2 protein-coding genes and 1 pseudogene are annotated in these 2,181 nt (G+C 44.8%); all 3 read right to left on the bottom strand.

What is annotated here, in order from left to right; translation table 11 throughout:
• Positions 1–506, bottom strand: a pseudogene (locus ACF8OF_RS20065) (hypothetical protein); the annotation flags it as partial.
• Between the two features lie 329 nt (positions 507–835).
• Positions 836–1,165 (bottom strand): DUF805 domain-containing protein, encoded by a 330-nt coding sequence (locus ACF8OF_RS20070; protein WP_392497499.1) that lies wholly within the window; start codon positions 1,163–1,165, stop codon positions 836–838.
• 179 nt (positions 1,166–1,344) lie between these two features.
• The coding region (locus tag ACF8OF_RS20075) for a hypothetical protein (RefSeq protein WP_392497501.1) at positions 1,345–2,181 on the bottom strand (837 nt) is incomplete at its 5' end.

A 2,181-nucleotide genomic window follows, 5' to 3' on the forward strand; every position in this document is an offset into this window, starting at 1 on the left:
TTGTGTAACGCTTCATAAAATGCTTTAACGGCAGGGATATCATCTTCAGTCACCGGCCTTGCATTAACCCATGGCCACTCCTGTAAATCCTCCGCTCGGAACGTCTGTAATACTTCGATGGCATCATCTTCCGCACCCTTTGCTCTCGGACTGTCACCAAAGGACGTATACTGTCCGGTGTAATAACCGGTGTCCGGCGTAATCTTACCGTCACGGACAATCAGCTTCACCGCCGCCACGTATTCATCGGTTCCGTCCTGCCGTGTATCCTGTATCTTCGCCGAGCACCACATATCATCCGGCAGTTTATCATCCCCCTCATATGTTTTAGGTAGCATTGCAATACTCAGGGTATTCTGCCCGTTCTGCAGGTACGAACTGACCGTCTGACCCAGCGTCTGCTGCCCTTTACCCATACCGCCGTTATCCGTCACCAGCATGTCATTGACTTTGACCAGACAGAGCGCATCATTGGCGTTAAATGACACCGTATAATTTGTTTTCATTGCTTCCTCTGCGTGAAGCTGAGCGCTCAGCAATAATCCGGCGGACAATATCAGCCCCCGCTGAACCCGGCGTAAACTTATGGTCAGACTTAGCTTTCGGTAATTCATTATTAATAATCCATTCTTTAATGGCTCTGTTACCAACCGCGCCATGGCAGGCGGATTACAATCGGTAACCGTATCAGGCGTTCCGGAGAAGAAAAAAACTAACACGCGGTCTCCTGCTCATAAACATTCATCAAACACCCTGCCGTAACCTTCGGTTTTTCAACATCAGAAGAAATACACGATAAAATCACCGGCGGGCATCGGATGATAAATCACAACAACTAAATCTGCGCCGGACGCGATAATTTAGAGGGCATGCACCATAATACGATTAATGCAATAATGCCAAATAAAGGAATGAAAACTATTAACAGTAACCATGGTGAAAAATCAGCATCCCGTAATCTGCGCACACCCAGTGACAATCCCGGCAAAAGTAAAAGCAGCGATAAAACATCAGAAATAACCTCAGTACCAATTGAAAATTCAAATATTCCAACGACGATACCGATAATAACTGACGCAAGCTGAAAATACCAAAACTGTGGTCTGTTTGCTAACCCGGAAAAATTAATACAATTTTTAATACCATCTAAAAAATAATCAAACATTTACACACCAAATAATAAACAAGAGAAACCACAACATTATTTAACATTGAGAAATAATGCTAAAAATCATAAAAATACGATCATACGCTGTTCTGCCACATCAGAATTACATCAACGGCCATACCAACACACCGGAGCAAAATTACCCCGGTGTGTGACCGGAAAATATCAGCCGCCGGTCAGATAACCGGAATATACTTTCCGTTTACCAGTGAGAATATCGGGGAAAAAAAGTATGACGATTTATCACCATCCCCGTCAATATAACTTACCCCCACCGGTGAAAACCGTAATGTTTCCTTATAAACCATCCGCACCATTTTGCCGTTATTCATCGAAATAATATAAAAGTTGTCCCAGTCTATCGTCTTCATTTCTGCATGTTTTTCATCATAGATGGTATTGTAGCGCTGAGAGTCCAGAATTCTGTCTGCTGTACTTTGCGTGGTGATAGCCCAGGCTTCAGCCGCCGGGGTGTGAAGTTTTCTTACCTTCTTAATGTCTTTGTTTTTTAACGCCAGCCACAGTTCGCTGTAGGCCTCTTTCAGCAGAGCAATCTGCTCCGGACTGCCGGTATACGACTCCGAATGTACCCACTGCCAGTCCGGCAGACCGGAAACTGTAAAAGACTGTGTAAACTGATAAAGGGTCATATTATCCGGATAAGCTCGTCTGTTTATATTTCCGGAAGTTGCTTTATTTTTTGTAACCAACTCGGTCGGGTGAGCAGTGGTTTCTTTAAAAATAACCGTCTTATCCGGCACATTATTACGGTACGCCTCCGGCTGGCCCTGTTCATTGATGCGGATATCCAGTGTGGCAAGGTTCACCACCCGGTCATTATCGTAATCAACCAGTGTCATCTCCGCTTTACAATAGGCTGCCGGATTAAACGTGTTTTTATTCTCAATCCCGGCGGCATTTTTTGCAAACCAGTCCAGCGCCCCCACTTCCACCGTTAATTCATTTGCACCGTTGCTCATGGCGATATAGGAGTTTGTACTGGTGGTACCGGC

Origin of the sequence: Morganella sp. TYF_1 (genome assembly GCF_043105645.1) — a bacterium.
GTDB lineage: Bacteria > Pseudomonadota > Gammaproteobacteria > Enterobacterales > Enterobacteriaceae > Morganella > Morganella morganii_B.

Bases quoted from the DNA above. Each gene is read 5' to 3' on its own strand.
- ACF8OF_RS20070 (WP_392497499.1), bottom strand. From the start codon at position 1,165: ATGTTTGATTATTTTTTAGATGGTATTAAAAATTGTATTAATTTTTCC.